Origin of the sequence: Haloarcula halophila (genome assembly GCF_029278565.1) — an archaeon.
In the GTDB taxonomy this organism is placed as follows: Archaea; Halobacteriota; Halobacteria; order Halobacteriales; family Haloarculaceae; genus Haloarcula; species Haloarcula halophila.
Window position 1 is genome coordinate 2,343,704 of sequence record NZ_CP119559.1, and the last position, 22,508, is coordinate 2,366,211.

A 22,508-nucleotide genomic window follows, 5' to 3' on the forward strand; every position below is an offset into this window, starting at 1 on the left:
GCTTTTCCCACCGCTTCTTGAAGGAGGTCCGGGACCGTCTCTCCGCATTGATTACGTCCACCGAGACGGGCGCTCTCATCTACGGCCACCCGTCCGTTCCTCGCAGACACTTTCATAGATTCTGCCGACTACTTCGGCGTTACGTTTCCAAGTAAACCCGTAGTGGGCCACGCGTTCTGCCCGCGCTCCGACTCGGTCCCGAAGTTCGGGTGCCTCGATAAGTTCCTGCAGGAGGGTGGCCAGCGGATCTACCTCGCGCGGCGGGACTAAAAAGCCGGTTTTTCGGTCAGTGACGAAATCTTCCGGCCCCTCTCCCCGGCACGCGACGACCGGCAGTCGACACGCCATCGCTTCGAGATATGCGATACCGAACGCTTCGACGTAGCTGGGTAGTACGAAGATATCCGCCGATTTGAGATGCGAGAATACATCCGCCTGTGGGAGTTCTCCCATGAACCGAACCTGACCCCGGATATCTCGTTCCGTGGCTTTTCGTTCGATGTTTGCTCTTTGAGGTCCGGTCCCGACGACGACGAACTCGAACGGAGGGGAAAGTCTCGCCAACGCGTCCAGTACGTAGCGATGCCCCTTCGTTTCGGTGAGGCTGCCGACGCTGACTATCCGTGTTCCGTCAGCCGTATCGAGGCATGGCTGTGCCCGGTCGATTGCTGCAACTGGGACACCGTTGTGGACGACGTGTGACTGGATGTCGGTGCCGACGTGCGTTTCGAGTAGACGCTGAATTTTGGTGCTATTGACGATAATTCGGTCGGAGGCTCTGACCGTCCGTTTGACCAACGGCCGGACGAACGGGCGGTGGATCGACTTCTGGAGGTCGGCACCGTGGATGGTCGTAACGAGCGGCGTATTGGTTTTGTGTGCGACTGGATAACAGGCGAAGCCGTCGGGAACCGCGACGTGAGCGTTGACGACATCGGCCCAGCTGAACGACTGGCGATATTGCGAGACTGCCTCTCGTACCGAGAATGCGACGAGTGGGAGCGTCTCAGGACGGGGCAACGAAACGTATCGAGGATGTTCGACAGAGATACCGCTGATTTCCTGCTCGCCCGGGAGCTTCGCCGAGGGGGTTCGGCCAGTCAGATGAGCGACACTGTCCGGGATGTACGGAACAGGAGCGATGACACGCACCTGGTGACCGGCCGTAGCTAGCGCCTCTACTTGGTTGCGGACAAAGATTCCGGATGAGAGATCAGTCGGAGTCGGAAAGAGATGAGAGACGACGAGAACGTTCATCTGTCGTTGAGCACGTGCCGACGGTGTGGGTCGATACACGTTTTGGATAGTCTCGGAGTTCCTGTCTCGCGAGGGCGCATCGCCTGGGTACACACACTACAGCGTGACATGGGGTTTAGTGACGAGATACTCCTCGAGCACGAGGACATCCAAACCGGTCGAATAGAAGTCACGGAGCGCCTGCTCTGGCGATTCCACGATTGGCTCCCCGGCGACGTTGAACGACGTATTTAGCAGGACAGGCGTCCCCGTTATCGATTCGAACTCGCGGAGTAGTCTGTGGTATCGGGGATTCGTCTCCTCTTTGACCGTCTGTGGCCGACACGTACCATCGACATGAACGATGGCGGGCACTTCGTCCTGCTTTGTCTCACTAATGCGATCTAGCACGATCATATATCCAGACTCATCTCCAGATTCGAGGTATTCGTCTCTACGCTCGGCCAGCAGACTCGGGGCGAACGGTCGCCACTTTTCTCGGTTCTTCACGTTTGCGTTGACTAAATCTAGCGAGTCTTCGTCGCGGGGGTCAGCTAGAATACTTCGGTTGCCGAGGGCTCGTGGGCCGTACTCCATCCGTCCCTGAAACCATCCGACTAGATAGCCGTCTGCGAGATAGCGCGCCGTCTCAGAGCAGATGTCTTCGAATCGCTTCGACTCGAGTTTCGTGTTTTCGAGTAACTGTTCGATCTCTTCGTTGCCGTAGGATGGGCCAAAGTACACTCCGTCGAACGTCGGGTCGGGGGCCTCGCCGGTCACTTGTCTGTAGGCATCAAGTGCAGCTCCCAAGCAGACTCCCGCATCGTTGGCAGCGGGCTGTGCGAACAGCGAGTCCACGAACGTCGCGTCTTTGAGCGCTCGATTAGCCTTGCAGTTCAGGGCTACACCGCCCGCAATCGCGAGATCGTGGTTCCCTGTCTGAACGGTAAGTGACCTCGCTAACTCGACGACGATCTGTTCCGTCGCTATCTGTAGATGGTGGGCGAAATCTTGGTGATGTGGCTCGAATGGTTCCCCATAGCGGCTACGCTCTCCGAAGTACGATTCGAGCAGGGCGACGGGATCCTCGGAACGTGTGACTGTGGACACATTATATGTCCCTTCACCCACCTCGACGAACTCTTCGAAGGCCGTCTCGAATGACTCTCTGTGACTGCCGTACGAAGACAGTCCCATAACCTTTCCTGCGTCCACTCGGCCGCGAAACCCGAGATACTTTGCGCCCAAGGAGTAGAGCTTTCCGACGGAGTTCGTGTGGGGAATCGTCTCGATCCGGTTCAGATTCTCGTCCCAGAGGACTGTACTTTCGTACTCAGCCCGTCCGTCAATGGTCAGTGTGACCGGCTCTGGTTCGGAAGCACAGTAGGCCGCAGACGCCGCGTGGCATCTGTGGTGCGGGACTGTCAGATACTCCACATCGAACGTACCGTCAGCCAAATCTGCTAGCCGACTCGCTACCTCTCGAATATGGACGTTCCCGTACGCTGCGAGTGCCGACTCACCCGCCGTGGCGAGATCGTATAGATCGCGGAGCGAAGTTGGGGGGGATTTGCGTTCCTTGTACTCCTCGAAAGTGGCATTCTTCTGAAGACGTGGATCCCGCCCGATGGCGACGACGTCTATGGCGTCAAGCTTGAGTCCGGCTTCTCGTAGGACGTATCTGATACTCTCGGTCGGAAACGTGTGATTCGCGTGCTTATCTCTGGTAAACCGCTCTTCTTCCGCAATTGCGAGGATCTTGTCGTCGCGTAAGAGACAGGCACCCCCGTCGTGATACCCCCAATAGTTAAACGGAGAGAGTTTGCCGAGGGACGGCTTGATCCCGAGTATCCACATACTGACTTCGATGGTACAGTGTCCACATAGCGTTTGTGATACTTAAAAGGCAGATAGCCTCAATACGTTCGAGTCACTGGGTTCAAACAACTAATTGATGAGACCTAACGTTGTTATCGTGGTCCTGGACACTGCACGATTCGACGACGCGCGTGGAACCGTGGGCGGGGCCCCAGTTATGCCGGCACTCGACCGGCTGGCGAGCGAGGGCACCGAGTGTATCCGGGTCTCGGCGACTGCACCGTGGACGCTGCCCTCTCACGCGTCGCTGTTTACCGGGACATATCCCTCGAAGCATGGTGCACATGCTGGTCACAAGCGACTCACCGACGACCTTCCGAGGCTCCCATCCGTCCTCCAGACGGCGGGCTACGAGACTGTCGCTGTGTCGAACAATACCTGGATCAGTGGTGAGTTCGGCTTCGACATCGGCTTCGACACGTTCTATCAGACCTGGCAGTATATCCAGTCGCCGACGGATCTTGGACGGATCGCTCGAACCCGTCACGGCTGGGAGATGTATCGTTCGCTCGCTCGCGAACTGCTCTCTGGAAATCTTCCGGTCAATGTCTTGAATGCTCTCTATGGTCGATTCGGACGGAAACGAACCGACAGTGGTGCAGCCCAGACCAATGAATTTGTCCGTGGCTGGTTGCGTGACCGAACCGACGACGCCCCGTTCTTCCTCTTTGTTAACTATCTCGAACCGCATCTCGAGTATCGTCCGCCTAAATCCTACACGGACCGGTTCCTGCCGGCGGACGTCTCCCACGACGAGGCGATGTCTGTGCCTCAGGACGCGTGGGGCTATCTCGCCGGCGATGTGGAACTCAGCGCCCACGAGTTCGACATTCTTCGGGGGCTTTATCAGGCCGAGCTAGCCTACGTTGACGATCGCCTTCAGGAGTTACTGACGACACTGGATACGGCGACTGACCGGGAGACGTTTGTCGTCGTGACGAGTGACCACGGGGAAAATATCGGCGACCACGGGTTGATGGACCATCAGTACTCACTCCACGAAACACTGTTACACGTTCCGCTCGTCATGTCTGGCGGGCCGTTTACGGGAACGGGAGAGGTGAGTCGGCCGGTCCAGTTAGTCGATCTGGCCCCGACTATCCTCGACACCGTTGGCGTCGACGCCCCTGCTCTTCGCACTGAAACACAAGGACTGTCGTTCCACCCTGACGCGGACGACCGACGTGACTACGTAATCGCGGAGTACCTCGCTCCACAACCCTCGATGGACGCACTGGAAAAGCGTGTCGACGCGGTCCCTTCCGAGGTCAGACGCTACAACCGTTCGCTTCGGTCGATCAGTGTCGACGGGCGCAAACTGATTCGAGGCTCTGACGGCAGTCGGTGGCTCTACGACCTCACAGACGACCCTGACGAATGCACCGATGTCTCGGACACTCACCCGAGTGTTGCCTCCACTCTGGAACAGCAATTGGAGACGTGGCTCGACTCGTTCGACCACGCGACCAATCGAGATGGCCCCGATATCGGTGCAAGCACCCGACAGCGACTTGAAGAACTCGGATATCTTCAAAAATAGTGCTGGAACTGGATTCGGTTCGAAATTCCGATGGCCCCGAACAGAAACAGTACCCAGACGAACATTTGCCGTTGTCGGACCGCCGTTCCGTAGTTCGCGTTCGCGAGGCCGTACAACGTCGCACCTGCGAGCAACCCGACGATCAGCGTTATCGTGAGTGCGGTCGCATTCCGAGCGACGGTGCGGACCCCATCCAGACTTGCGACCCCGAAGACGAGCGTTATCATCGCTTCGACACACGCGACGAGGTCCCGCGGAAGCACGACCATCCACGGGAACGGGGTAAACAAGAAATATGCGGCAGCGATCCACGAGAAGGCCACCATCTGGAAGATGTTGTCCGGCAGGACATCCGGTAGATAGACCGCCCGACCGCGGGTGCGTTGCTTTCGAATGTCGCGCAGGAACCCGACTATTCGACTCCGTTGCCAGATAGAGACGATTCCCCCTATCACCATAGCACTCAGCGTGACATGGTCGGCGTACTCTACGTCTCTGGCGTAGAGTGAACCCGCGACACCGGTCCCGACAGCGAGGGCGTACAGTGGGACGTTCTCGATTCGAAGTACTGTTGCCACGGTGAGGAGTCCAACGATGGCTACGAGATCAAAACTCCTTCGGACGTTCTCTGGTGGAGCGACGTAAAGACGTACGACGCCAGTTAATGCAAAGAGGATGATTCCCTCTCTGAGCAGCGTCGCGTGGATAGCGACGAACGTTGGAAATACAGCAACTGGGAGTGCGGCAAGCACCCCCGCCTGCTGTGAGTGTAATCTGTGCCCAATTACGACGACCTGATAGGCTGCCGCTGCCCCAACCCCGGCAAGCACGATACGAGCAAAAATCTCACTCGGCCCGGGTACCAACCAGAACGGTGCCAGTAGCACGCCCCAGACTTGGTCGACGTTCCTGAACGCATCTATCGTTGACCCGGTAAATAGTTTCGACACGAGTTTTGGTGGCTCTCCTGATGCAAACGCCTGGGCCGCACTGACTGCGGCCGCTTCGAACAACCGTGAGTCGCCTTGCGAGTATGGGTTGATTCGAAGTACCGAGAGCGGGATGGTAAGCAGGCGCAGGACTAACGCGAGGGCACCGACCTGGAGTGCCGCCACTGGACGGTCAGTCACGGCAACTCTCCTCAATCCACGTTCTGTGACGAGTCATGTCTAACGATATCACCCTGTACTGACCCGTTCTAAGTGCGCGGTTGTCTTTCGTACAGTTCGTTTCCACTCGTACTCACGTGTGGCCGCCATCGGTTCGTAGTCGGCTCTGCTATCAAGCACGTGAACGAGGGCTTGGGCCAGTGCTGTGTGCTCGCCGACAGGCACACACTCGCCCCCGCCGGCAACTACTGTGCGGATTTGCGGAAGGTCAGACACGACGACAGGGACGTCGGTCGCCATCGCCTCCAGAACAGTCCGAGGAACCCCCTCCGCACGGCTCGGTAAGATGAGCACGTCTGCACTCCTGTAAATCTCTGGCATCGCGTCATACGGTTGTGTTCCAGTGAGAGTCACGTGGTCTTCGAGACCGGCTTTCTCGATTTGAGTCTCGAGTTGTGCACGAAGTGGCCCCTTGCCGACAAAATAGAGGTGAGAGTCAGGGTACTGTCTGACCACCCGTCGGAATGCCACAAGTGCGTCGGTCGGCCGCTTTCCATCGACGAATCGCCCGACAAATAGCAGCGTCGGTCCCTCGGAAGTGAGTAAATCGCTCTGTGGCCCTTCTGGAGAAAATCGCCCACGGTCGATTCCGTTGGGAACAACCGCGATTTCGGTCGATACATCTCGTTCACGAAGGCGGTCCCTGTCGGCGTCAGTGTAGCAGAATACAACGTCTGCACTGTCAAACGTGAGGCGTGCAACGGTCCGAAGATACACGTCGAAGAGCCACCTCGCCGCGGTCTGTGAGTACAGCCCGTGGTTAGTGATTGCTAGCGGTGGCCCACCCAGCCGCCGTACCGCTGCTGCGAGGTTCGTGGAGAAGTAGAGATGAGAGTGTGCGTGAACGATGTCGAACCGATTCGCGCGTTGTTGGAGGAACTGCATCACTCCGGGAGATATCGAGTTACCAACTGGTTCAGTCACTGATGGAAACCGAACGACATCGTACCCATCGCGTCGCTCGATGTGGGGCTCCGCATCGCCCTGTGTAACCGTTAGAACGGTCACGTTGTGTCCCAAGGACGCTTGATCACGGCTCATCGCGTGGACATGATATGCGCCACCCCCCTTGGTCTCGGGATAGAGTTTCTGTGCCACCCGTAAGATTCGCATCCGTCACCTGTCTCACTCGGTCCACGCAAAAAACGTCGTCGGTATTTCGGATGTTTCTCCCATCGTCGAATCTAAAAACATAATTACCGAACGACGCACTGACAGATGTAATACTGTAATAACGTTCCCTCGTGGCATTTGCTCTGGTCTCGGCGCTCGGTGGACTGTTTGTCCACGCCGACGTGACCAGCCAAGACCGGTCGCTATATCCCGACGCGGCGACACTGGCGAACGTGTACTCCTGTTCGGTACCGCGACCGATCGCTCGGACGGCGAACTGACCGTCCGGGCCCGGCACGTGGAGAGAGCCTAACACTCAGCGTGACGGGCGTCACAACTGCGATCGAACCGGGTGGTGTCGTCCAGGTGTACGACACCGTCGAGGTAAACAACGCCCTCAGGGCAGATCAGATCGCCGTCGTCAGCAGCAGTTTCGGAGCCGAGTTGTACAAGTATGGAACGTCAGCTATCGGCGTGCTTGGATTCCCGGTCGTGTTCTTCCAATACTGGTGCTGGGGATGCACGATATGGCTGATCTGCTCACGCATCTGCTGGCCCCCCTCATCGTGTTGACTGTCGTCGGCTGGCGCGTCGAGTGGCTCGAGACGCGGTTGATCGCCCTCGTGATGGGTGGGGCCGCGATCCCGGATCTCGTGAAAGTAGGTATCGTCCTCGACAGTACCCTCGTCCGGACTGCTCTCGGCGTCCCGTTCTCCTACGCCCCTCTCTCGACGCTGGGTGGTGTCTTGATGGTCGCCGGACTCATCACCCTTCTATTCGCTCGTCGCCACTAGCGACGCTTGTACGGCCACGTGGTGTTCAGTGGCCTAATTTCGCTCGTCCTTGACGGACTGCACGTCTACGCCGAAGGCTGTGTTTCGGTGTGGCTCTATATGTTTACGACCTGATGCCCATCGACACCAAGTCTGTGCGTCTCCTCAGACCCGACCGTGCTGGTCGATGCGCTCGTCGTTGCAGGGAACGAGTTCCTCGTCGACAGACGCGTGATAGATTCTTGACCAAGCGATCGAACACCGTCGGCAGTCCTTCGAGCAGTACCAGTCGGACATCGAGGCGATGGCCGACGAGTTCCTCGCGACGTTCGAACCGCGCTACCGGGAAGCTGCCAAGGATGTCACACCGACCGAGGAGTTGTTCTACGTCGTCGACGTGGGACAGCCCAGCGAAACAGAGACACGGGCAGTGTACCGGGACGCAGACAACTCGGTCAGCGTCCTGACCAAGAGCTTCGAGTACTTCGACGCCGTCGAGACGGCGCTCGCGGACGCACTTGACCAGGGTGTCGACATCGACGTCCTCTTTCTCCATCCGGACCACCTCTCTCCGGAGAACCGGGCCGTCCAGGAACGGATCGTAGACCGGATACGGTCGTCGTACCCTGTAGTGGGAATCCGATTCAGTGAGGAGCAACTACCCTGGCGAGGGACGCTCGCGGACCCGAGTATGGAACGAGACGGGGACGGCGATCCTCCTCGTCGAAGAGAAAGATATCCCGCTCCACATGCGCCAGGCCGCCGTCACCGAGAACGGCTCGTTCGTCGCCGGACTGCAGCGGTACTTCGACCTCATCTGGGAGTACGAGAGCACCGAACAGCCTGATTGAGGCCCCTGTTTCTCATAGTCAATCGACTCGAACTCACGTGTCGGTTGGAGGAGATATTTAAACCAAGAATGTTACTCACAGACTGAGTAACCGATGTCTATCCTCATCACCGGTGCCGACGGCTACCTCGGGTGGCCGGCGACCCTGCGGATCGCCGACCGGACCGACGATCGAGTCATCCTCGTCGACAACTTCGGCCGCCGTGAGTGGGTTGAGGAGGTCGGCGCTACGAGCGCGACGCCAGTCTCCAGTATCGACCGGCGACTCGACGCCGCACGGGAGGTCCACGGGCTCTCGAACCTCTCGTTCGTCAAGGGCGACCTCGTCGAGAAGTCCTTCGTCGACGAACTCCTGGTGGTCCACGAACCGGACGTGGTCGTCCACACGGCGGCCCAGCCCTCCGCGCCGTACTCCCAGATCAATGGCGAGCGGGCCAACTACACCCAGCACAACAACATGCAGGCCACGCGGAATCTCCTGTGGGGTCTGGAGGAACACGACCTCACCAACACCCACTTCATCGAGACGACCACGACGGGTGTCTACGGCGCACCCGAATTCCCCATCCCGGAGGGTGGGGCGACGATGGAGAATCAGGGCGAGGCCGACGATGTGCCGTTTCCGGCGATGGCTGGGAGCTGGTACCACCTCACGAAATCGCACGACGCAGCGAACCTGCGGTTGGCCCACCAGCAGTTCGACATCCCGATCTCGGACGTCCGAACCGCTATCGTCTACGGGACCGAGACCGCCGAGACGCGCGAGGACGACCGACTGAAGACCCGATTCGACTTCGATTACTACTTCGGGACTGTAGGACATCGTTTCTGTGCACAGGCGGTCGCGGGCTACCCGGTCACGGTCTACGGCAAGGGCGAGCAGCGCAAGCCGTTCATTTCGCTGGAGGACGCAGTCGAGGGGCTGGCACAGGTCGCACTCGAAGACCCGGACGACCGGCCTGAGGGGCTGACCGTCTACAACCAGGTCACCCGCGCTATCAGTATCGTCGAGATCGCGGAGACGATCGCGGACGTCGGTTCGGAGTTCGACCTCGACGTGGCTGTCAAGCACTTCGAGAACCCGCGTGACGAGGACGAAACCCACAAGATGGAGATTGAGAACGACCGCTACGCCGACCTCATCGGCGGCCAGAACCAGACCTTCGAGGAGGGTGTCCGCGACATCTTCGAGACGCTGACCCGCTACGACGACACCATCGAGTCCTACGAAGACCGGTTCCTCCCTAGTGTCCTTGTCGATGAATGAGAATTAAATACTGACATCTCAATCAGAACTGAAAATGTATCTTGAGATACATTTATTCTTTTTCAGATAACTAATTACACTATAGTATTGAGACGCTCAACGACTGTTTGGGACAGATACCAGCAAGTATGGTAACTTAGTCGGCTGACGATCGAACGACGGTCCAACGAGATCGTACGAGAAGCGTTCCAGTAGCACTCAAGAGTTCCGTACCAGCGGCTCGTACCACTCGCGGTTCTCCCGGTACCAGTCGATGAACTTCGAGACGCCCTCCCGGATCGTATGCGAGGCCTCGTAGCCCAGCAGTTCGCTCGCACGCTCCGTACTCGCGTGGGTGTGCTCGGCGTCGGCGTCGTGGCGCTCCTCGTAGACAAGCTCTAGCTCGGGCGCCAACTGATCGCGGATCTCCTCGGCCAGTGTCTTGATCTCGATGTTGTCCGTCGAGCCGATGTTGATGGCCTGGCCGTCGGCGGCGTCCTCCTCCAGCAACGTGACGTTGGCTTCGAGGATGTCATCGATGTACGTGAAGTCCCGCGTCTGTGTGCCGTCGCCGTAGATGATCGGCGGGTCGCCGTTCATACACCGGGAGACGAAATTGGAGATGGCCATGTTCGGGCGCATCCGGGGACCGTATACTGTAAAGTACCGCAGCGCGACGGCGGGGAAGTCGTACACCTCGCTGTAGGCACAGGCGTACCGTTCGGCGGCGAGTTTCGAAGCGCCGTAGGGCGAGACCGGCGTCGTCGGATGTTCTTCGTCGTACGGGAGGTACTGCGGGACGCCGTACACCGACGACGAGGAAGCCATGACGAACCGCTCGATGCCCTCGTCGCGACAGGCGTCCAGCAGATTCAGCGTGCCGCCGACATTGACCTCGTCGTACTTTCGGGGGTTCTCGACGCTCGGGCGGACGCCGGCCTGGGCAGCCTGGTGGTAGACGTAGTCGGCGTCGGCGACGAGGTCGGTGACCAACTCGGCGTCGCGGACATCGCCCTCGACGAACTCGTAGCTACCGTCGCTGGCGTCGGCCGCCGCGCGGCCCGCCTCGACGTTGTGGGACTTGATGTCCAGGTCGTAGAACGGGTCCCGGTTGTCCAGGACGACGACGTCGTGGCCGTCACCGGCGAACCGTTCGGCGAGGTGGCCACCGATGAAGCCCGCACCGCCAGTCACGAGGATTCTCATTACCCCAAGCGGGTCGGGGAAGCGACAAAAACCCGTCGGGTTCGAGTGTTGGGTCCGTTATGCCGAGATTGAACTGCCCGTTGCAGCTACCCAAACGAGCGTGGGTTTCCGGTACATGATGCCGCCTGCGAATCGTCAGAGCGTGTCGACCACCTCGCACGCGATATCCGACATAACGAGGCACTACTCATGGTATTTATAAAGCACCGAGTTTTCGAGAATTCCTGGCTCGGAACCGACTAAGTATCCGCACGGCCGACGTTAATATCGAATGCCGACAGATCAACCAGATCCTTCTGAGCGGGAGATGCCGTCCGACCCAGCCGATCTCCTGCCAGCGGATAGCGTCCTCTCACTGGACGAATATCTCGCCATGCACGCTGCTGTCGGCCACCGCACTCGATACGAGATTCTCTATCGCCTCGTTCACAGTGGCGAGATGAGCCCCAGTGAACTCGAAGACACTATGAAAATCGACGACAGTACGCTCCACTACCATCTGAACAAACTCGTCGCCGTCGGATTGATTGAGAAACGTCAGCGTACGGGGTGTGGACAGGAAGGGTTGCACACCTACTATCGAGCGACTGTGTTCGGAGAGGTCACGCTAACTGACGGTGTCGACGAGCTGATCCGCGGTGAGCGAGAGTTCGACCGTATGTACGACAGCTCGGCGGAGTGAAAACAGCGGATTGGATATGCCCATAGCCGAGACGTGAATTCAGCGTTGTTGTCGGACGAGGATCTCGGTCGTGTAGACGGACACGACTCTTCCCGACGAACCGTTTCTGGGACTGAACGAGGTTCTCGACGGCTGAACTACCGATCCGATCGTCCTACTCGCTCGCAGCGAGGTTCTTCGCAGCCAGTTCCGGATCGACCTCGCCCTGGAGGCGTTCCTCGGCCTGGTCGCGGTCCTCGGGGTAGCCGATGTCGTTTCGCCAGCCGTCCATGCGGATGGCGTCGATGGTCCGGCCCGAGTGAAGCAAGAGGTCGACGGCGTCGCTGATCTCGTACTCGCCGCGATTCGAAGGCTGGACGAGATGACAGGCGTGGAAGATGGCTGGCGTGAACGTGTAGAAGCCGGTCATGACGAGGTTCGACGGCGGGTCCTCGGGCTTCTCGACGACCTCGGTGATTTCGCCGTACTTGTTAGTGTCACAGACGCCGTACCGGGATGCCTTCTCCCAGGGGACTTCCTCGACGAGGAAGGCCGCGTCGGCGCGGTCCTCGCGCTGTCGGTTGACGACGTCCGCGAGGTTCGCCTCGAAGATGTTGTCCCCCAGCATCAGCATGAAGTCCTCGCTGATCTCGTCCTCGACAGTGAGGAGGGCGTGGGCCAGCCCCTTCTGTTCGCGCTGGTGGGTGTAGGTGATCGGGACGCCTTCGAACTCGTCTTCGAAGTGGTTGATGATGACCTGCTTCTTGTAGCCGACGACGACGAGTAGTTCGTCGGCACCGAGTTCGATGAGTTTCTCGAAACAGTGGGCGAGGATGGGTTTCCCGGCGACTTCGACCATGCCCTTGGGCTTGTCTTCGGTGAGGGGGCGGAGTCGGGTGCCCTCACCGGCGGCGAGTACAACAGCTTTCATACAATACTCTGCTGTGGTGACCGGTAAAACCTTTATTGCTTTGAACGGTCCAGAGCCGGAACGAGCACCCAAACCGCACAGCTATTAGGCTACCGTGCTGTACGGCCGGGCACTGACAGATGGACGACCAGGTTCGGGACGCGACCGAGGCCCTGATCGAACGCAAGCCCGCCCTCCGGGACGACATCGAAACGCTGCTCGAACGCGACGGGGACGGCGTCTGGGCGTTCGATGAGGTCGCCGTCGATTCGGGTGCGTTCGGCGAAATCGTGGGTTCCGGCTTAGTCGAGGAGACCGACGATGGCTACCGGCTCAGCGATCGTGCGGCGATCCGGGCGGCTATCGAGCCGCCGTCCGGCGACGACAGCGACGACGCCCCTGCGTCGGTCAGCGTTCAGTCGTCCTTAGAGTCCGTTTCGTTCCCGAACCGTCGACGAACGCTCGCGCTCGGCGCGGCGCTGTTGGCGCTTGCGTTGGTTCGTATCCTCCTGATGGCCCCGGCCGTCTTCCGTCCGACGGGGATCGTCCTGGCCGGTAACGATCCCTACATGTACCATCACATCGTCGAACAGCTGACGACGAGCGGCCCCGCGGCGTTCAGCCCGAGCGCGCTCGGACAGTTGGACATTGATTTCCTCCAGTTCGAGGTTCGAACCCACGATACGCTGCTGATCGTCGTCTTGTGGTGGGTGGCAGCGTTGCTGGGCGGCGAGAGCGCGGTGGGGACCGTCGTCGCGTGGTACCCGGTCCTGGCCGCCCTCGGCTGCGCGATCTGTGTGTATCTGCTGACGGTGCGGCTGACCGACGATATCCGCTGTGGGCTTGCAGCGGTCCTCCTGTTGGCGATAACGCCCGCTCACGCGTACCGCACTGCGCTTGGATTCGGCGATCACCACGCGTTCGACTACCTCGTGCTTGGGGTCACTGCCCTCGCGGTGGCCGTTGTCGCGACCGAACGGGTCAGCCGAACGGACGATCGACTCGGTGTCTCGCCTACTGGTTGGCTCGCCGTCGGCGTCGGTGGGGCCGGGATCGCGGCACAGACTGCCGCTTGGCGTGGTGGTCCGCTGCTCGTCTTGCCCATTGCACTCTACGTCGTCGCCCGGACCTACGTCGATGTCCGGGACGACGTGGACCCATTCGCGACCAACGCGCTGCTACTCGCGTTGACTGGCGTCGGTGCGGTGCTGTCGTTGGTCCCGCACCTGGCGTTCGACTGGTTCCAACCGGCCCGGGCGTTCGCGCCGCTGTTGCTCTTTGTCGGGGCGGTCGGTGTCGTCGGCTTCGCAGCGCTCGTGGGCCGCTTTGACGTCCCGGCCTGGACGACGCTTGCCGGCGAGGCTGCGGGTGTTCTCGCTGCCCTCGTGGTCCTCCCCGCTGTGTTTCCACCGATCGCCGATGCGGCGACCGAGGCCATCAGCTACTTCCAGACCTACGGCGGGAGCGGTATCGCCGAGACTCAGTCGCTGTTCAGCGGGAACCTCGGTGCGACAATCGCACCCATCTTCCTGTTCGGGTTCGTGCTCTTCCTGGCGCTGCCGTACATGGCGTGGGCGGCCTGGGTACAGGGCGGCCAGCGCGGTCGGCCCGACTGGCTGGCCGTCTCGGCGTACGCCTGGTGGTTCTTCCTGTTGGCGATCGTCCAGAACCGCTTTAGCGGGGAACTGTCGCTCTTCACTGCTGTCTTCGCCGGGATCGGCTTCCTCCACGTCGCGGTTTGGGTCGATATGGCCCGGCCGCTGAATCTCGGTACAGGGGAGACGGACCCACGCTCGCGGGCTGACGGCGGTACTACGTCGTTGCCCGGGCTTGACGCAGTTGATGGCCGAACCGTTGCCCAGTTCGCCGTCCTCTTCTTGCTCATCGGTTCCCTCGGCGGGGTCCAGACAGTCGTGAAGACACAGCAGATCTCGGTCACCGACGCCGCCTACGAGACAGGGATAGCTGTCGACGCGTACGCCGACGAACACGACATGGGCTACCCCGAGAACTACGTCATCAGCCGCTGGGGGAACAACCGAGCGGACAACTACCTCGTCAACGGGGAGACCGAGTCCTACGAATACGCCCAGAACAACTACGGCGGGTTCATCGGATCCTCGGACGCCAGCGGCTGGTACGACCAGTTCGCGGGGGATGACGTCGGCTTCGTGGTCGTCAGGGCGGAGACGCCAGCCCCGGAGGAGTCCGTCCACAGCCAGTTGCTGGCCGACTACGGCAGCGCGACCGAATCGAGCCCCGCGCTGGAACACTACCGCGCGATATACGAACACGAGAGCGGGCAACTCGTGGCTTTCGCTGTCGTTCCGGGGGCGACGGTGACCGGGACCGCCGAGGCCGGGACGACGATCACCGCCGAGACGACGGTGATGCTTCCGCCGACAGGCGAGGAAGTGACCTACACACAACAGGCCGATGTCGGCGAGGACGGTCGATATACGTTCACGACGCCGTATCCGGGGACCTACAGCGTCGGCGGGAACGAAGTCACCGTTCCGGAGTCGGCGGTCCTCGATGGCGGGAACGTCACCGAAAACGGCTGAGCCGCCGGTACACTGAACCTCCCGGGACGAGAAACGCGGGTATGGACCGCCGACGCGCGCTGGGCTACGGTGTGAGCGTCTCCGTCGTCGTCTTCGTCGTACTCGCGCTGCCGACACTCAGAGATGTCTACGGCCCGGAGGCGGTGCTGGCTGCCTACGCCGTCGTTTCACTGCTGGCGGGTGCGCTGACGTGGTCGCTGCTCTCGAATCTGGGGACGTCGACTGACGACGCCGACGAGGAGGCGACGATCCAGGTGGTCGCGCCGGAGGAGATCGAGGGAGCGACAGTGCCGGTCGACGGGGAACTGGAGACGCTACGTGAGCAGGTCGACGAGCACACGGAGGAGTGACTCTTCAGTCGAGGACCGATCTCGTGCGTTCGAGCGTCTCCGTGGCGACCCGCTTCCAGGTGTGGTCGCTCGCGAGTGCCACACAGGCCTCGCTGTCGAGGTCACGGGCGGTCTCGACACCTGCGGCCACGTCGTCGGTGACGACGCCTGTCGCCGGCGTCAGCAGTTCGCTGGCCCCACAGTCCGCCGTCGTTACGACGGGTGTTCCACACGAAAGGGACTCCAGCACCACGTTCCCGAACGCCTCGAACTTCGCCGGGTGGATGGTCGCGACGGCGTCGCTGTACAGCGAGGCCAGTCGCTCCTGTGAGACGCGTCCGAGCGTCTCGACGTTCGGTTCGGGAACCTCGGTATCGCCGACGAGAACGACCGGGAGTGATCCGATTCTAGCGTAGGACCGGACAGCCGAGAGCCCCTTGCGCTCGGAGTCGCCGACGAACAGGACGTATTGATCATCTCGTTGTGGATTTCGCGGGTAGAACATGGATCGGTCGACGCCGTTGTGGATCACCGTTGACGGCGTCTCGAACGTGTAGTGGTCGGCCCACGCCTGCCGACAGCGTTCGCTGTTGAATATCGCGTGGTCGGTGCGGGTCAGCGACCGCCGTTCGACGACGCGCCGCGTCGGGTCCAACAGCGAGTCGGCGAGTTTCACCGACAGCGAGAACTCCCGTCGGAAGAACGGTCGCTCGGCCCGCGGGCAGTCGTGGTACTTGGTGATCGTCGGCAACGGAAGGTCGTAGGGGAGTTGCGTGTGAGCTATCGCGACGTCGAAACGCGAGAGATCGACCGACCTGAGCCGTCGCCACAGCGCCAGCGGATAGCGGAGGTGATGCCCGTGGAAGCTCCCGTACCGGACCGGTTGGACGCTGATCGCGTCGTCGACGAGGTCGCCGGCGGCTTCACGCGCCTGCTCGCAGACGCCGGCCAGGACGGTCACCTCGTGACCACGTTGGGCCATCTCCGAGTAGAGGTATCCGAGGTGGTAGGCCATTCCGCCGACGACGTGGGGCGGGAACTCGCGAGTGAGGACGAGGATGCGCACGGTCAGGTGGCCTCCGTTCGGAACGCATCGGGCTGGCGTCGTCTCACCTGTCGGCCCCCACTTCGCGATATAGCTCGACCAACTGATCGACGCTCTCGGCCCAACTGTACTCGCGTTCACAGAGCCGACGCCCGCGATGGCCCTGGTCAGCGGGCGCGTCGGCCAGTAGCGTGCTGATCCCGTCGGCCAGTGCCGTGGAATCAGCTTTCTCGACGACGATACCCGCTCTTTCCCGTTCGATTGCCTCGGCGACGCCGACGATGTCGGTCGTGACGACGGGCGTCCCACAGGCCAGCGCTTCCAGTGCGACAAGGCCGAACCCTTCCTGGTCGGTACTGGTCGACGGGAGGACGAACGCGTCTGCCGCGCTGTAGGTCGGACCCAGATCGGCGTCGGGAATGCGACCGGCGAACGTGACGTGTTCGTCGAGACCACGCTCGCGGACCTGTCGCTCGTATCGCTTGCGGAGCGGACCATCGCCGCCGACGAGGAGGTGTGGCGGTGTCCCGGACTCGGTGAGTCGCTCGACGGCAGCCAGCAGTACGTCCAAGCCCTTGTACTCGTGATAGGCGTCGAGCACCGAGAGGAAGAAGACGTTTGGCCGATCCGTCGCGAACCCGAGACGCTTGCGCTCGCCGGCGTCGACCTCGACGGGCGCGAACTGGCTGGTGTCGACGCCGTTGCGGACGACATCGACCTCCCGAGCGGCCGAAAGGTGATCGGATTCGTCGAGGTACGCCTCGCGTGTAACGAGTACGTGATCGACCAGCGAGAGCGTGGCCCGGAGCGCGGTCGCGTTGTACGCCTCCGCGACGTAGCTCGCCAGGCCGTCCCCGACGATGTCGTTGTGGTAGGTCAGCACCGTCGGCGTCCCGGTGAGCGCCCCGACGACGGCGCTGATGTCGGCACACCACGGCGTCGGGAGGTGCGTGTGGATGACGTCTACCTCACGGGCCAGACGGCCCAACGCGACCGGTAACGCCGGCGTGACGTTCGTATTCGCGATACTGAACGGGCTCGACAGCCGTCGGACGGTGATCCCGTCGATGCGTTCGACGCGCTCGTAGCCGCGGGTGTTCGCACAGACGACAGTGACCTCGTGCCCGCGTTCGACGAGAGCTGACGAGACATCCTGCACATACGACTCCACACCGCCGATATCGGGCGCGAACCGAACCGGGGTCTGGAGGACGTGCATTGACTCGACTGTCGGGACTTTTGCAGTCACTGATTTATACTCTGTGGACGAACCCACCGGACACGTCGATGAGATACCGTCGCTGGCAGCGCCTCTCGATCGGTCGTCCGCAGCCGATGGGCCACCGATGAACATCGCGTTCGTCTCGAACGTCGTCTACCCGTTCGTTACCGGCGGTGCCGAGAAACGGATCTACGAGATCGGGACTCGACTCGCCGAGCGAGGCCACACGGTGACGGTGTACGGCCGGCATTTCTGGGACGGCCCAGCGGAGATGGAACACGATGGGCTCCAGTTGCGCGCGGTCGCCGACGAGCGCGATATCTACGCCGACGATCGGCGATCGATCACCGAGGCAATCGAGTTCGCGGTGCGGCTCTACCGTCCGCTCGCGGCCCACTTGGACGAACACGACCTCGTCGACGCGTCGGTGTTCCCCTACTTTCCGGTGCTCGCGGCGGCGGCAGCCACCTGGCGAACGGACGTTCCGCTCGTGACGACGTGGCACGAAGTCTGGCGCGAGTACTGGTGGGAGTACCTCGGCGCGCTCGGGCCGGGTGGAATGGCGATCGAGCGTGCGGCCGCCGCTGTCCCACAACACCCCGTCGCGGTCTCGAGTGTCACTGCCGACCGATTGGCCGGTCTCGGGCCTGAGCGCAGCGCCGTCGATGTCGTCCATAACGGCGTCGACGCCACCCGAATAAACTCGATCGAGCCCGTGTCTGAGGGGTTCGACGCGCTGTTTGTCGGCCGACTCGTCGAGGCCAAGCACGTCGATCGGCTCCTGCGGGCGGTCGCTCAACTCGACTGCGAGCCGACAGTCGGAATCGTCGGCGACGGCCCCGAACGCGACCGGTTGGAAGCGCTCGCCGCCTCGCTCGGTGTGGCCGACAGCGTCACATTCCCCGGGTTTCTGGAGGAGTACGACGACGTGCTCGCACAGCTCCGGGCGGCCGACGTGTTCGTGACTGCCTCGACGCGTGAAGGCTTCGGCATCACGCTCGTCGAAGCGATGGCCGCCGGCTGTACCGTCGTTGCGACCGATCACCCCAACTCCGCCGCTGCCGAGGTCGTTGACGGTGCGGGTTTTCTCGTCGAACCGGATACCGACTCACTCGCCGACGGAGTCGACCGTGCGCTCGCCGGCCAGCAGCCCGAGACGCCGCCACAGGCGCGTGCCAGGACCTTCGACTGGGAACAGATCACTGACGAGGCCGAATCGGTCTACGAACGTGTCTGTGGCCGACAGGACTGACTTACTGTTCGTCCCGGACCGATCCGAGGAAGAAGGAACCGAACACCGTCTGGATGCCCAGGACGATGATCGTGAAGGCGAGAATGTCGTGGGTCAGTGCCGGCAGTGCTCCGTAACCGTCAGTGAGCCACTGCAGAACGATCGCTCCGGCGTACGCGGTACCCGTACCGACGAGAGCCAACCCTGCAGCTAGCCCCCGTTCCAGCCTGAGATGTTTCAGGACCCACTCTGTGGGCGGGTCGGCCGGCCGTCGGATCGGGTCGGTCGTCATCGTCGCGAACACACCCAGGCTCGCCACTTGGTAGCCAGCGATGGTCAACAGGCTGCCCGCGACCATCGACCGCGTTCCGAAGATGATCGGCCCGGCAGCAATGCCGATGAACGTCGCGTTGCCGAACGCTAAGAGCATGACGGCGATTCCGACCGCCGCCAATACTGCGCCGGGAACCGAGAAGAGATAGCCCGGCGCGTTGACGAGCATGAACCGGAGGTGTTCCCAGCCGTCACGGAAACTGTCCAGCGTCGCCTCGCCGACCCGCTCGTGATAGGTGATCGGGACCTCCGCGATGTCGTAGCCTTGGGCGCTGGCGGCCATGATCATCTCGCTGGCGAACTCCATGCCGTCCGTTTCCAATGCTAGTTCTTCGAGGACATCGCGTCGGATCACGCGAAAGCCGCTGTGAGCGTCAGTGACGCCAGCACCGTAGAATCGATTGAGGAACGCCGTCAGTGCCGGGTTACCGACGTACTGGTGGAGTCGGGGCATTGAACCCGTTTTGATGTCGCCGGCGAAACGACTGCCCAAGACGAGGTCAGCACCTTCGCTGGCTCGCTCGAATAGTTTCGGGAGCTCTCGGAAGTCGTAGGTGGTGTCAGCATCACCCATGACGACGTACTCGCCGCGTGCTCGCTCAAAAGCGTAGCGGTAGGCGTAGCCGTATCCCTGCCGGTCGGGTTCAACGACGATGGCGCCGTGATCGCGGGCGATTTCGGGTGTACCGTCGGTCGAGCTGTCGCTGACGATCACCTCGGCGGTGACGCCCAGTTCGGCGACGGCGTCTTCGATGGCATCCAGACATTCCTCGATACCCGCCTCCTCGTTCATCGTCGGAAGGACGACGCTGAGGGTTGGGGTCTCTTCGCTGTCGGTGGGCGCGGCCGTCGGCGTGTCTGTCGCCATCCGGGTGGTCCAATGTATTGGTGCTTCGGGGTATAGGCGTTCTGATACCACCGTTGGAGATTCGGGCGATATTCTGACTAAATGAAAAAGAATGAGAACAGCCAGAAAACCCCGACAGGCCCGGGTCGGGGGGCTCGCTGTGCGCACTCGCTTCGTTCGTGTGCTTTCGTCGCCCGTTTCAGTCCCGCCCTCGTTGATTGAGAAGTCGGTATAAGCAGCGGCGACTGACTCTCCCCACGAAACACCGGCCGTTCAGTCGTCGGCACGTCGGCGTACGACATACCACGCGAAAAGCGCGAAGAGGGCACTGGCGACGAGCGGCCACAGGTCCGTACTCAGGTACAGTCCGGGTGTCGGCGGCTGGTACATCGTCACCGGAAAGAACACCGACTGTGAGCGTCCCTCGGGGACACGAATGAGTGCGTCGGTGAACAGATGCGCAGCCGCACCCACCGTGAGCATCACGAAGGCGCGCCGTCGTTTGCCCCGTTCGACCAGCACCGTTCCGATGAGCAGTATGAGAAGGACGACGCCACCCGTCTGGAGGCCGCCCCAGTCGAAGGGGACGCCGAGAGCAGTTTCGACGGTCTGGCTCGGGATCAGTGTGGAGACGTGGTCGAGGTCCGGGACAAGCGTACCCACCATGGCGAGGGTCACATAAGCGGGGACGATCCAGGTATACCGGTAGCTCAGCGCGGTCGTGACGCCGTAGGCGAGTAGGACGTGTGTAAGGAGATCAGGCATCGGTATCCTCCGAATCAGACAGCGAGAGCGGTGAGTCCCGCCGCTGGATTAGCATGGTACGGATATCTGGCCGCCAGTGTCTGAGACCCCGACACAGGACCCACAGGCCCGCAAGTAGTGAGAGCGCCCGCGTTCGCCAGTAGCCCCCCGCGGGCTTTCGGACCGTCTCGATGGCTTCGATACGTTGGCCTGGGTGCAGCGTGCCGTATACGGAGAGCACGTCACCCTCGGCGAGGGTTCTCCTAACACTGGTAACTTGGATGTCCATCATTTCGCCGCTTTCAGTGCTCACCCGTACTGTGAGTGGTTCGGTTTCGACGACAGGACCGGAGATAACGACTCGGCTATCGAGATGCTCCTCGTAATCCTGGACACTTTCTGTGTCCCCAGGAAAGACGCCGGCACTGGGTTCTATCGGGGCGCCACCAAACCAGATGAGGCAAACAAAAATGGTGCTAAGCAGGAATATCGCCGCGGCTACTCGACGACCCCGGTTCTCAGACCTCCCGGACGGACTTCGATTTTTCAGGTCGTCTCACCACCTGTATATACCAGCAGATATAAGTTATAAGTTACGTATCTACCCATAGCGTGATCGCTCCGTTTGCCTCAGGCATTCAGTCCGACCCCCCAATTCAACAACTAGAGTTATCTGTCGTTTTACCGGTGTACAATGAGCAAGAGAACCTCCGGCCCCTCGCCGATGAATTATCGATAGTCCTCGACAGGGCGTATGACCACTGGGAAGTCCTGTTCGTCGATGACGGCTCGACAGATCGGAGTTTCGAGGAGCTCAAGCGGATTCACGACGACGAACCGCGGTTCAAAATCATCAGATTCCGTGGCAACTTCGGTCAGAGTGCAGCTCTCGACGCAGGACTGGACTATGCCTCTGGCGAGGTTGTCGTCCCGATGGACTCGGACGGGCAGAACGACCCTGCGGATATCCCAAAATTGGTTGAGAAACTCGAAGAGGGATATGACTGTGTCTCGGGCTGGCGTAAACAGCGAGACGATCCGTTGATGAAGCGTGTCTCCTCCCGGCTTGCCTCCGGGCTTCGTAAAGCGTTCCTCGGTACGGATCTGCATGACTACGGCTGTACGCTGAAAGCGCTTCGTCGACCCGCTGCGAAGGATATCCACCTTGACGGCGAGATGCATCGATACATACCGGCGCTGTTGAGTTGGCGTGGCTATCAGATCGCTGAGGTGGAAGTAAATCATCGGCCGCGGAAGAACGGTGAGACAAAATACTCGTGGCAGCGGTTACCGAAAGGATTTCTTGACCTTGTGAACGTCTGGTTCTGGCAGAAGTTCTCCGGACGACCGCTACACATCTTTGGAGGGCTTGGGGTACTTTCAGTTGGTATTGGGATGCTCAGTGGAGTTTATTCTGTTTGGTTGAAAATACTCTCAGATGCTAATCTTTCGGAAACGGCGCTACCATTGTTTGCGGTATTCATGATTATGATTGGTGTTCAATTTTTTATATCGGGAATTCTTGCAGACATCGGAATTAAGGGATATCAACATGCGAAAGACGAAGAACCTTATCGAATTGACAAAATATTGAAATAAGGACAAAGTTGT

19 protein-coding genes and 1 pseudogene are annotated in these 22,508 nt (G+C 60.8%); 9 read left to right on the forward strand and 11 right to left on the reverse strand.

Features of this window, described 5'->3' with window-relative positions:
- Positions 1-75: 75 nt before the first annotated feature.
- Together P0204_RS12375 and P0204_RS12380 are read right to left on the reverse strand one after the other, a co-directional pair.
- The gene (locus P0204_RS12375) at positions 76-1,257 is read right to left on the reverse strand and encodes a glycosyltransferase (RefSeq protein WP_276179639.1); all 1,182 of its coding nucleotides are present in this window, start codon (positions 1,255-1,257) and stop codon (positions 76-78) included.
- A 96-nt stretch (positions 1,258-1,353) separates the two neighbouring features.
- Positions 1,354-3,093 (reverse strand): carbamoyltransferase family protein, encoded by a 1,740-nt coding sequence (locus P0204_RS12380; protein WP_276179641.1) that lies wholly within the window; start codon positions 3,091-3,093, stop codon positions 1,354-1,356.
- A 97-nt stretch (positions 3,094-3,190) separates the two neighbouring features.
- Here P0204_RS12380 and P0204_RS12385 point away from each other — a divergent pair, with 97 nt between their 5' ends.
- Entirely contained in the window at positions 3,191-4,654 is a 1,464-nt protein-coding gene (locus tag P0204_RS12385; protein ID WP_276179643.1) for a sulfatase, read from the forward strand.
- Here P0204_RS12385 and P0204_RS12390 read toward each other — a convergent pair.
- Both P0204_RS12390 and P0204_RS12395 read right to left on the reverse strand, forming a co-directional pair.
- Complete coding sequence (locus tag P0204_RS12390; RefSeq protein WP_276179644.1) at positions 4,645-5,784, reverse strand: hypothetical protein; 1,140 nt, start codon at positions 5,782-5,784, stop codon at positions 4,645-4,647. The two genes, P0204_RS12385 and P0204_RS12390, sit on opposite strands and share 10 nt — an antisense overlap.
- Before the next feature lie 48 nt (positions 5,785-5,832).
- Positions 5,833-6,936 carry a glycosyltransferase family 4 protein gene (locus P0204_RS12395; RefSeq protein WP_276179647.1) on the reverse strand — a complete coding sequence of 368 codons (1,104 nt, stop codon included), beginning with the start codon at positions 6,934-6,936 and terminating at the stop codon, positions 5,833-5,835.
- A gap of 527 nt (positions 6,937-7,463) precedes the next feature.
- On the opposite strand from P0204_RS12395, the gene P0204_RS12400 reads away from it, so the two are divergent.
- From P0204_RS12400 to P0204_RS12410, 3 genes and pseudogenes are all read left to right on the forward strand, one after another.
- Entirely contained in the window at positions 7,464-7,730 is a 267-nt protein-coding gene (locus P0204_RS12400; RefSeq protein ID WP_276179649.1) for a hypothetical protein, read from the forward strand.
- A gap of 217 nt (positions 7,731-7,947) precedes the next feature.
- Positions 7,948-8,560 (forward strand): annotated as a pseudogene (locus tag P0204_RS12405) (TrmB family transcriptional regulator); the annotation flags it as partial.
- A gap of 93 nt (positions 8,561-8,653) precedes the next feature.
- Positions 8,654-9,826: an NAD-dependent epimerase/dehydratase family protein gene (locus P0204_RS12410; protein WP_276179651.1), complete on the forward strand. Its 1,173-nt coding sequence runs from the start codon at positions 8,654-8,656 to the stop codon at positions 9,824-9,826.
- Positions 9,827-10,024: 198 nt separating this feature from the next.
- On the opposite strand, the gene P0204_RS12415 is transcribed toward P0204_RS12410, so the two are convergent.
- Positions 10,025-11,011 (reverse strand): SDR family oxidoreductase, encoded by a 987-nt coding sequence (locus P0204_RS12415; RefSeq protein WP_276179653.1) that lies wholly within the window; start codon positions 11,009-11,011, stop codon positions 10,025-10,027.
- A 271-nt stretch (positions 11,012-11,282) separates the two neighbouring features.
- Between P0204_RS12415 and P0204_RS12420 the strand changes: the two genes are divergently transcribed.
- Positions 11,283-11,693: a winged helix-turn-helix domain-containing protein gene (locus tag P0204_RS12420; protein ID WP_276179655.1), complete on the forward strand. Its 411-nt coding sequence runs from the start codon at positions 11,283-11,285 to the stop codon at positions 11,691-11,693.
- A gap of 154 nt (positions 11,694-11,847) precedes the next feature.
- Here the strand turns inward: P0204_RS12420 and aglF are convergent, their stop codons facing one another.
- On the reverse strand, positions 11,848-12,603 hold the full coding sequence (gene aglF / locus P0204_RS12425; RefSeq protein ID WP_276179657.1) for a UTP--glucose-1-phosphate uridylyltransferase AglF: 756 nt from the start codon (positions 12,601-12,603) through the stop codon (positions 11,848-11,850).
- Between the two features lie 119 nt (positions 12,604-12,722).
- On the opposite strand from aglF, the gene P0204_RS12430 reads away from it, so the two are divergent.
- A complete protein-coding gene (locus tag P0204_RS12430) occupies positions 12,723-15,146 on the forward strand; it encodes an STT3 domain-containing protein (RefSeq protein ID WP_276179659.1) in 2,424 nt (807 codons plus the stop codon).
- 41 nt (positions 15,147-15,187) lie between these two features.
- Positions 15,188-15,496: a hypothetical protein gene (locus P0204_RS12435; RefSeq protein WP_276179661.1), complete on the forward strand. Its 309-nt coding sequence runs from the start codon at positions 15,188-15,190 to the stop codon at positions 15,494-15,496.
- Positions 15,497-15,500: 4 nt separating this feature from the next.
- Here the strand turns inward: P0204_RS12435 and P0204_RS12440 are convergent, their stop codons facing one another.
- Both P0204_RS12440 and P0204_RS12445 read right to left on the reverse strand, forming a co-directional pair.
- A complete protein-coding gene (locus tag P0204_RS12440) occupies positions 15,501-16,541 on the reverse strand; it encodes a glycosyltransferase family 4 protein (RefSeq protein WP_276179663.1) in 1,041 nt (346 codons plus the stop codon).
- 43 nt (positions 16,542-16,584) lie between these two features.
- Entirely contained in the window at positions 16,585-17,769 is a 1,185-nt protein-coding gene (locus P0204_RS12445; protein WP_276179665.1) for a glycosyltransferase family 4 protein, read from the reverse strand.
- A 97-nt stretch (positions 17,770-17,866) separates the two neighbouring features.
- Between P0204_RS12445 and P0204_RS12450 the strand changes: the two genes are divergently transcribed.
- The gene (locus tag P0204_RS12450; protein ID WP_276223272.1) at positions 17,867-18,994 is read left to right on the forward strand and encodes a glycosyltransferase family 4 protein; all 1,128 of its coding nucleotides are present in this window, start codon (positions 17,867-17,869) and stop codon (positions 18,992-18,994) included.
- Position 18,995: 1 nt separating this feature from the next.
- On the opposite strand, the gene P0204_RS12455 is transcribed toward P0204_RS12450, so the two are convergent.
- The 3 genes from P0204_RS12455 to P0204_RS21255 form a co-directional block, all read right to left on the reverse strand.
- Positions 18,996-20,174 carry a glycosyltransferase family 2 protein gene (locus P0204_RS12455; RefSeq protein ID WP_276179667.1) on the reverse strand — a complete coding sequence of 393 codons (1,179 nt, stop codon included), beginning with the start codon at positions 20,172-20,174 and terminating at the stop codon, positions 18,996-18,998.
- A gap of 252 nt (positions 20,175-20,426) precedes the next feature.
- Positions 20,427-20,918 carry a metal-dependent hydrolase gene (locus P0204_RS12460; protein WP_276179669.1) on the reverse strand — a complete coding sequence of 164 codons (492 nt, stop codon included), beginning with the start codon at positions 20,916-20,918 and terminating at the stop codon, positions 20,427-20,429.
- Complete coding sequence (locus P0204_RS21255; RefSeq protein ID WP_465260844.1) at positions 20,911-21,447, reverse strand: OB-like fold-containing membrane protein; 537 nt, start codon at positions 21,445-21,447, stop codon at positions 20,911-20,913. The genes P0204_RS12460 and P0204_RS21255 overlap by 8 nt, the downstream gene beginning before the upstream one ends.
- Positions 21,448-21,509: 62 nt before the next feature.
- On the opposite strand from P0204_RS21255, the gene P0204_RS12465 reads away from it, so the two are divergent.
- Positions 21,510-22,496 (forward strand): glycosyltransferase family 2 protein, encoded by a 987-nt coding sequence (locus P0204_RS12465; protein ID WP_276179671.1) that lies wholly within the window; start codon positions 21,510-21,512, stop codon positions 22,494-22,496.
- Positions 22,497-22,508 lie beyond the last annotated feature (12 nt).

What these genes read in the sequence shown, in the direction of transcription:
- P0204_RS12375 (WP_276179639.1), bottom strand. Translation starts at nt 1,257, where the DNA reads ATGAACGTTCTCGTCGTCTCTCATCTCTTTCCGACTCCGACTGATCTC.
- P0204_RS12380 (WP_276179641.1), bottom strand. Translation starts at nt 3,093, where the DNA reads ATGTGGATACTCGGGATCAAGCCGTCCCTCGGCAAACTCTCTCCGTTT.
- P0204_RS12385 (WP_276179643.1), top strand. Translation starts at nt 3,191, where the DNA reads ATGAGACCTAACGTTGTTATCGTGGTCCTGGACACTGCACGATTCGAC.
- P0204_RS12395 (WP_276179647.1), bottom strand. Translation starts at nt 6,936, where the DNA reads ATGCGAATCTTACGGGTGGCACAGAAACTCTATCCCGAGACCAAGGGG.
- P0204_RS12400 (WP_276179649.1), top strand. Translation starts at nt 7,464, where the DNA reads ATGGCTGATCTGCTCACGCATCTGCTGGCCCCCCTCATCGTGTTGACT.
- P0204_RS12410 (WP_276179651.1), top strand. Translation starts at nt 8,654, where the DNA reads ATGTCTATCCTCATCACCGGTGCCGACGGCTACCTCGGGTGGCCGGCG.
- P0204_RS12415 (WP_276179653.1), bottom strand. Translation starts at nt 11,011, where the DNA reads ATGAGAATCCTCGTGACTGGCGGTGCGGGCTTCATCGGTGGCCACCTC.
- P0204_RS12420 (WP_276179655.1), top strand. Translation starts at nt 11,283, where the DNA reads ATGCCGACAGATCAACCAGATCCTTCTGAGCGGGAGATGCCGTCCGAC.
- aglF (WP_276179657.1), bottom strand. Translation starts at nt 12,603, where the DNA reads ATGAAAGCTGTTGTACTCGCCGCCGGTGAGGGCACCCGACTCCGCCCC.
- P0204_RS12430 (WP_276179659.1), top strand. Translation starts at nt 12,723, where the DNA reads ATGGACGACCAGGTTCGGGACGCGACCGAGGCCCTGATCGAACGCAAG.
- P0204_RS12435 (WP_276179661.1), top strand. Translation starts at nt 15,188, where the DNA reads ATGGACCGCCGACGCGCGCTGGGCTACGGTGTGAGCGTCTCCGTCGTC.
- P0204_RS12450 (WP_276223272.1), top strand. Translation starts at nt 17,867, where the DNA reads ATGAACATCGCGTTCGTCTCGAACGTCGTCTACCCGTTCGTTACCGGC.
- P0204_RS12455 (WP_276179667.1), bottom strand. Translation starts at nt 20,174, where the DNA reads ATGGCGACAGACACGCCGACGGCCGCGCCCACCGACAGCGAAGAGACC.
- P0204_RS12460 (WP_276179669.1), bottom strand. Translation starts at nt 20,918, where the DNA reads ATGCCTGATCTCCTTACACACGTCCTACTCGCCTACGGCGTCACGACC.